The sequence below is a fragment of the Acinetobacter ursingii DSM 16037 = CIP 107286 genome, assembly GCF_000368825.1.
Classification (GTDB): Bacteria; Pseudomonadota; Gammaproteobacteria; order Pseudomonadales; family Moraxellaceae; genus Acinetobacter; species Acinetobacter ursingii.
Window position 1 is genome coordinate 1080742 of sequence record NZ_KB849717.1, and the last position, 7679, is coordinate 1088420.

The 7679-nt window shown below is 41.2% G+C and carries 1 protein-coding gene, 2 rRNA genes and 2 pseudogenes; 2 read left to right on the plus strand and 3 right to left on the minus strand.

What is annotated here, in order from left to right:
- Positions 1-18: 18 nt before the first annotated feature.
- A pseudogene (locus F944_RS12620) lies at positions 19-2280 on the minus strand (hypothetical protein); the annotation flags it as partial.
- Between the two features lie 214 nt (positions 2281-2494).
- On the opposite strand from F944_RS12620, the gene F944_RS12625 reads away from it, so the two are divergent.
- Both F944_RS12625 and F944_RS17480 read left to right on the plus strand, forming a co-directional pair.
- Positions 2495-3874, plus strand: a complete 1380-nt coding sequence (locus F944_RS12625) for a dihydrolipoyl dehydrogenase (protein WP_004991237.1) — start codon at positions 2495-2497, stop codon at positions 3872-3874.
- A gap of 27 nt (positions 3875-3901) precedes the next feature.
- Positions 3902-4039: pseudogene (locus tag F944_RS17480) on the plus strand (protease); the annotation flags it as partial.
- Between the two features lie 86 nt (positions 4040-4125).
- On the opposite strand, the gene rrf reads toward F944_RS17480, so the two are convergent.
- Together rrf and F944_RS12635 are read right to left on the minus strand one after the other, a co-directional pair.
- Positions 4126-4240: ribosomal RNA gene (rrf, locus tag F944_RS12630) — 5S ribosomal RNA — on the minus strand.
- Positions 4241-4415: 175 nt separating this feature from the next.
- A 23S ribosomal RNA gene (locus F944_RS12635) occupies positions 4416-7309 on the minus strand.
- Positions 7310-7679: the final 370 nt, after the last annotated feature.

The window sequence follows — 7679 nt, forward strand, 5'->3', positions numbered from 1 at the left end:
CAAAATTTAGAACAGTCCCGAAATTGTTGAACCAGAAGCCTGAGCAACAATCGTTAAACCATTTGCAATCAGATTCTCTATTTCTTTAGTATTTTTAGGTGTTACATTAATTGTAAAAATTGCTTGTCCATTTGTATCGGTAACTTGAGTTGCATTTGCAATAACAGCACCATTTTGCAAAGGTGCAGTATTTATGCCCAAACCAATACCTTTATTTGCAAATGCTTTACCATCAGTTCCAATAGCATTTACTTTCACTATTAATGTTGTTGTTTTATTAACTTCTAATGTTTTAATGCCATCAGTATCAATATTTAAGGATTCAAGTGCAATTTCTGATGATGCTGTTGGCTCTTTAAAGTTTAAAGATAGCGTTTGTGTTTTCCCATTTGCAGCTGTAGCCAACAGTTTTACACCTGCTAATGCTAATTGCTTTTGTTCATCTGTACCAGCATAGGTATATTTAAATTTAAAGGTTGCATAACCTTCAGCATTTGTTGTCTGTATTAGTGAACCATCCGCTTTTAATCCTAAAGCATCTAGTTGTTGATCAGATAAGCCCATACGTTTTAAAGAAATAGTTTGCCCAGATAGACCACCATCATCCTTGGTTCCATTAGCTTGGACTGTAATCGTAATATTTTGATTTTGTGAATAATCAAATGCTTTTACAGGATCAAATGATAAGTACCTAACCTCATCATCAGCCTGTGCTTTCGCTTTAACTTCAATCTTAATACTTTGACTAATATCGTTATCGGTTTTGAATGTTGCAGTAATGCCAGCTGCAACTAATGCTGCTACGGCTGCATCTGTCTTAGCATTAGTATGTAAAGTGTAAGTAATATATCCTTCGACCGAAGCACTAAAATCTCTTTCAGAACTACCATCAAAACCAACCCCGTTTGCATTTGCTTCGTTATTTAAATTTAAAGTTAGTTTTCCTTTAGTTGCCGCCTCACCCTTGTTATTAATACCTTTAACTCGAATTGTAACGGTATCATTTTGTGCATTAACCGTATATGAAGATGCAATTTCTAAACGTTGCAAAGCCAATTGATCAGTTGCACTGGTATCTGCCGTAATAACGCTGATCGTATCTTGGGCAAAGATTTCAGAGTTATCTGAATATATTGCTTTTAAATTAATGCCCTGTTGAGTTAAAGCAACTGGATAACTTGAATTTGCTTTTAATGTAAATACAGCATAGCCATTTGCATCAGTGACTGCTTCAGTTTGATCAATAGTCACCCCATACGCATCACTTTTATCCGTGAATACAAGTTTAACTTTTTTATTCGCAAGAGCTACATCATTACTGTTTTTGGCACGTACTTTAACAGTCGTTGTTCCATTTTGTGCAACAATTGGAGCATCTGCTTTAATTAACTCAAGTTTTTGGACAACTTGGGAAGTATCCTTAAAAGTAATAGATCCAGAGACTGTTTTTTCTGCTTTATTTTCATCAATCAGTTTAAAGCTTAAAGATTGTGATGTAGATACAAATTTTTGAATATCATCAGAACTCAAGTCAGAATTTGCAACAATGGTAAATTTTGCCTTTCCTTGACTATCTGTACTGATATTAGAGCCAGTTGAGATAGAAAATTTCCCTTGCATTTCTTGTGGAAGTGTTAAAGTGATCGACTCACCTGCTTTTACACCGCCATTTTTATCTGTCACTATTGCAGTAATATCTGCTGAACCTTTAGGTAAATTTAATACTACGCCTTGTTGAATATTAAGATTATAATCACTAACAATAGTACTGGTTTTCTTAATATTTAAGGTATAGCTTTGCTTGATAGTAGTACCATCCACGACAGCCGTTAATTGCACCTTACCAGACGACGCAATGAGAGTCGGAATACTGACTTCAAATATCGCAAAACCGTTGTCACCTGTCGTAACTAAAGAAGTCTTACTGGTAACACCTAGATTATCACTATCTGAAATTGCTAATCTTACCTGCTTATTAGCGATTCCACCTTTATCGGCATTCAGAACCTGCACCGCAATTTGTACAACGGAATTATCATTTGCCTGTTGTATAGTAGCACCACTAGTATCTTTTAACTTAATATCAATACTTTCAGCTACAGTAGAGCTATCAGTTGAGGAATTATTACTATTGTTGTTACTTGAATTATTATTGCTTGAATTGCTGCTTCCACCATAATAACCATCACTACCGCCACCACCACAAGCAACTAATGCTAAAGATGATCCTAAAACTGTCGATTTAACCCCTAATTTTCTCAAATTAGCTAAATAAGTCATAGTATTTTCCATTTTATATAATATATTTTGCCACCAAAAAACATGGATGACCTTTTATACGAAAATTTACTCAAATTAACATAATTTATCAATCTAATCCTGACATAATTTAATAAATCTTTTTATTAAGAAAATTAAAAAAACATGTAATTTTCTTAATATATTATTGCAACTGAAATATTTTAATATAAGACAATACTCAAACGGATTGAATATGTACGATCTCATCATTATCGGTGCAGGTACAGCAGGTATCAGTGCATATAAAGAAGCAGTTAAATATACCCAGAATATTTTAATCGTTAACGATGGCCCATGGGATACGACCTGTGCCCGCGTTGGTTGTATGCCAAGTAAAGTACTCATTTCATCAGCCAATCGAATGTATGATAGTCAACACATTAATCAGGTTGGTATTTCAGTTGAATCCTCATTTGACACTTCCCATGTCATGTCCCATGTTCGCGCATTAAGAGATCGTTTTACTACTGCGACTATAAAAGATGTACAAAGTTGGCCAAAAAACCATCGGCTATCAGGTAAAGCAACTTTTATGAATTCATACACTATCGAAGTCAATGGAAAACACTATCAGGCAAAATCTTTCATACTTGCTGTAGGCTCAAGACCAGCCACTAGTCAGGAATGGAAAGATCTTTTAAAAGAAAAATTTATAACATCAGATGAAATATTTGAGCTTAAAAAACTTCCATGCTCTTTAGCAGTCATCGGTAGTGGCGTCATTGCGATCGAGTTAGCCCAAGCCTTTTCAAGACTCGGTGCTAAAACGGCTATTTTTGCGCGTAGCAAACGCGTTGGTATTCTAACTAGTCCAAATTTACAACAATTGGCACAACAACAACTTTCTACAGAGTTAAATATTTACTTTGAAACATTGCCTAATTCTGTAAAGTTAACTGATCATCAAGTTGAGTTAAATTTCAAATACAATGGAACAGAACAAACAGAAAAGTTTGATTATTTACTTAACGCCACGGGGCGTTCCAGTTTATTAGATTCACTAAATTTGAATAAAATTGATCCACAATTTTCTGATGTGAAAAAACTTCCTATTCATCCAGAAACAAAGCAATTAGGTAAATTACCCATATTTATTGCTGGTGATGCTTATACAGATACCCCTCTTCAACATGAGGCAGCGCATGAAGGGCGGAAATTAGTACATAACTGTCTACACTATCCCAAAACCAAAAATATCAAAAATTTAACGCCCTTAGGTATAGTTTTCTGCTCTCCTGAAATGGCTATTGCTGGGCAAAGCTATCGTCAGTTACAAGATAAAAATATTGATTTTGTGACAGGTTACGTTTCTTATGAGAAACAAGGCCGTGCATTAGTATTAGGGAAAAATAGAGGTGGTGCCGAAGTCTATTTAGATAAAAAAACACAAAAACTACTTGGGGCAGAATTATTTGTACATTCAGCAGAACATTTGGCTCATTTACTTTGCTGGATGATTCAACAGGAAATCACATTAGATGAGATCTTAGAACAACCTTATTATCATCCAACGCTAGAAGAAGGCTTACGTACCGCATTTAAACATGCTCGTCGGCAAATTAAATCAAGCTGAATCAATTTAAAGTATGATCTCTAGCCTGAAAATGCAGGTGCGAACTGGGTAGATGAAACTGTACATCGATGTAACACGGGAGGCTGGGTATTGATTAGCTCACGTAATCCCGATGATATTCCATACTTTAACCAAGCTATCGTTCAGGAATTAACAACCAGTTAGTTTCTTTGATTTTCTATTTATTGCATCTATTTTATTTATAAAAAGCACCCCCTGATCTTTTGATCAGGGGGTGCCTTAGATTTAAAAGCTGGCGATGACTTACTCTCACATGGCTAACGCCACACTACCATCAGCGCGAAGAGGTTTCACTTCTGAGTTCGGGAAGGGATCAGGTGGTTCACTCTTGCTATTGTCGCCAGCAAACTGTTGTGGTGCTTTGGGGTCTTATTCACATTACTTAATAATGTATGCCTTACTTACGAACCAAAGAGTTATTAACGGATTGGAAATTGAGTCGGTATTGTAACTAGTTTATTGACTAAATCAAGTTTTCGTATCGAATTTATCTTGAATACAACAACTGTTTGGGTGTTGTATAGTCAAGCCTCACGAGCAATTAGTATTGGTCAGCTTCACATATCACTATGCTTCCACATCCAACCTATCAACGTCCTAGTCTTGAACGGCTCTTTAGGTGACATATAGTCACAGGGAAATCTTATCTTGAGGTAGGCTTCCCGCTTAGATGCTTTCAGCGGTTATCCCTTCCGAACATAGCTACCCGGCGATGCGACTGGCGTCACAACCGGTACACCAGAGGTTCGTCCACTCTGGTCCTCTCGTACTAGGAGCAGATCCTCTCAAATTTCCAGCGCCCACGGTAGATAGGGACCGAACTGTCTCACGACGTTCTAAACCCAGCTCGCGTACCTCTTTAAATGGCGAACAGCCATACCCTTGGGACCTGCTTCAGCCCCAGGATGAGATGAGCCGACATCGAGGTGCCAAACACCGCCGTCGATATGAACTCTTGGGCGGTATCAGCCTGTTATCCCCAGAGTACCTTTTATCCGTTGAGCGATGGCCCTTCCATACAGAACCACCGGATCACTAAGACCTACTTTCGTACCTGCTCGACTTGTGGGTCTCGCAGTTAAGCGCGCTTTTGCCTTTATACTCTACGCGTGATTTCCGACCACGCTGAGCGCACCTTCGTACTCCTCCGTTACTCTTTAGGAGGAGACCGCCCCAGTCAAACTACCCACCAGACATGGTCCTCGCCCCGGATTACGGGGCAGAGTTAGAACCTCAACATTACCAGGGTGGTATTTCAAGGATGGCTCCAATGTAACTGGCGTCACATCTTCATAGCCTCCCACCTATCCTACACAAGTAAGGTCAAAGTTCAATGTCAAGCTGCAGTAAAGGTTCACGGGGTCTTTCCGTCTAGCCGCGGGTACACTGCATCTTCACAGCGATTTCGATTTCACTGAGCCTCTGCTGGAGACAGCGCCGCCATCATTATGCCATTCGTGCAGGTCGGAACTTACCCGACAAGGAATTTCGCTACCTTAGGACCGTTATAGTTACGGCCGCCGTTTACTGGGGCTTCGATCAAGAGCTTCGCTTACGCTAACCCCATCAATTAACCTTCCAGCACCGGGCAGGCATCACACCCTATACGTCCACTTTCGTGTTTGCAGAGTGCTATGTTTTTAATAAACAGTTGCAGCGGCCTGGTTTCTGCGGCTGCCAAGCGCTCAGGGAGCAAGTCCCATCACCCTCAGCAGCGTACCTTCTCCCGAAGTTACGGTACCATTTTGCCTAGTTCCTTCAGCAGAGTTCTCTCAAGCGCCTTGGTCTACTCGACCTGACCACCTGTGTCGGTTTCGGGTACGATTCCTGTGTAACTGAAGCTTAGAGACTTTTCTTGGAAGTATGGTATCAGCCACTTCACTGTACAAGTACAGCTTGATATCGACTCTCAGCATAGAGCACCCCGGATTTGCCTAAGATGCATGCCTACTGTCTTCCACCTGGACAACCAACGCCAGGCTGACTTAACCTTCTCCGTCCTCTCATCGCATTACACAGAAGTATTGGAATATTAACCAATTTCCCATCGACTACGCCTTTCGGCCTCGCCTTAGGGGTCGACTCACCCAGCCCCGATTAACGTTGGACTGGAACCCTTGGTCTTTCGGCGAACGGGTTTTTCACCCGTTTTGTCGTTACTCACGTCAGCATTCGCACTTCTGATACCTCCAGCATGCTTCTCAACACACCTTCATCGGCTTACAGAACGCTCCCCTACCACGTAACTCTAAAGTTACATCCGCAGCTTCGGCACATAGTTTTAGCCCCGTTACATCTTCCGCGCAGGCCGACTCGACTAGTGAGCTATTACGCTTTCTTTAAAGGGTGGCTGCTTCTAAGCCAACCTCCTAGCTGTCTATGCCTTCCCACATCGTTTCCCACTTAACTATGATTTTGGGGCCTTAGCTGGCGGTCTGGATTGTTTTCCTCTTGACTACGGACGTTAGCACCCGCAGTCTGTCTCCCGGATAGTACTCATAGGTATTCGGAGTTTGCATCGGTTTGGTAAGTCGGGATGACCCCCTAGCCGAAACAGTGCTCTACCCCCTATGGTATTCGTCCGAGGCGCTACCTAAATAGCTTTCGGGGAGAACCAGCTATCACCAGGCTTGATTAGCCTTTCACCCCTATCCACAAGTCATCCCCTGGCTTTTCAACGACAGTGGGTTCGGTCCTCCAGTTAGTGTTACCCAACCTTCAACCTGCTCATGGATAGATCGCCTGGTTTCGGGTCTATACCCAGCAACTAAACGCCCTATTAAGACTCGATTTCTCTACGGCTCCCCTATGCGGTTAACCTTGCTACTGAATATAAGTCGCTGACCCATTATACAAAAGGTACGCAGTCACCGAACAAGTCGGCTCCCACTGCTTGTATGCATGCGGTTTCAGGATCTATTTCACTCCCCTCACAGGGGTTCTTTTCGCCTTTCCCTCACGGTACTGGTTCACTATCGGTCAGTCAGGAGTATTTAGCCTTGGAGGATGGTCCCCCCATATTCAGACAAGGTTTCACGTGCCTCGCCCTACTCGTCATCATGATGTGTGCCCTTTCGTGTACGGGACTATCACCCTCTACGGTCGCACTTCCCAGAGCGTTCCGCTAAAACACACATCACTTAATGGGCTGATCCCCGTTCGCTCGCCGCTACTAAGGGAATCTCAATTGATTTCTTTTCCTAAGGGTACTGAGATGTTTCACTTCCCCTCGTTCGCTTCAATAACCTATGTATTCAGTTATTGATACCTACCTTATAGTAGGTGGGTTCCCCCATTCAGACATCTCCGGATCAATGGATATTTGCCGCCTCCCCGGAGCTTTTCGCAGGCTATCACGTCTTTCTTCGCCTCTGACTGCCAAGGCATCCACCACATGCACTTAATTACTTGACTATACAACCCCAAACAGTCGTTAATACCTACAAGTAGTATTACCAACATTACAGTTTGAAGTACTGTGCACTTAAGCACCGTACAGCTTCAATCTAAATTCATATACCAAAACGCTTGATTCAGTTAATTTGCTAGTTCTCAATTAACTCTAAGATCAGAATGACTTCTTCTCTCTTTGTTATTGAGTGAACAATTTATTTCAGACTCAATTCTCAATCTGTTAATGAATTAATGTAACCTCGTCAGCTACATTAAACTGTGATTAATCACAGAGGTTAATAAACCAAGATCCTGCAATCTTCTTATTTATTAATCTCTATAACCATCTTTTCTTTCACTTTCGTGTTCGATCAGATACTGCGCGAAGCAT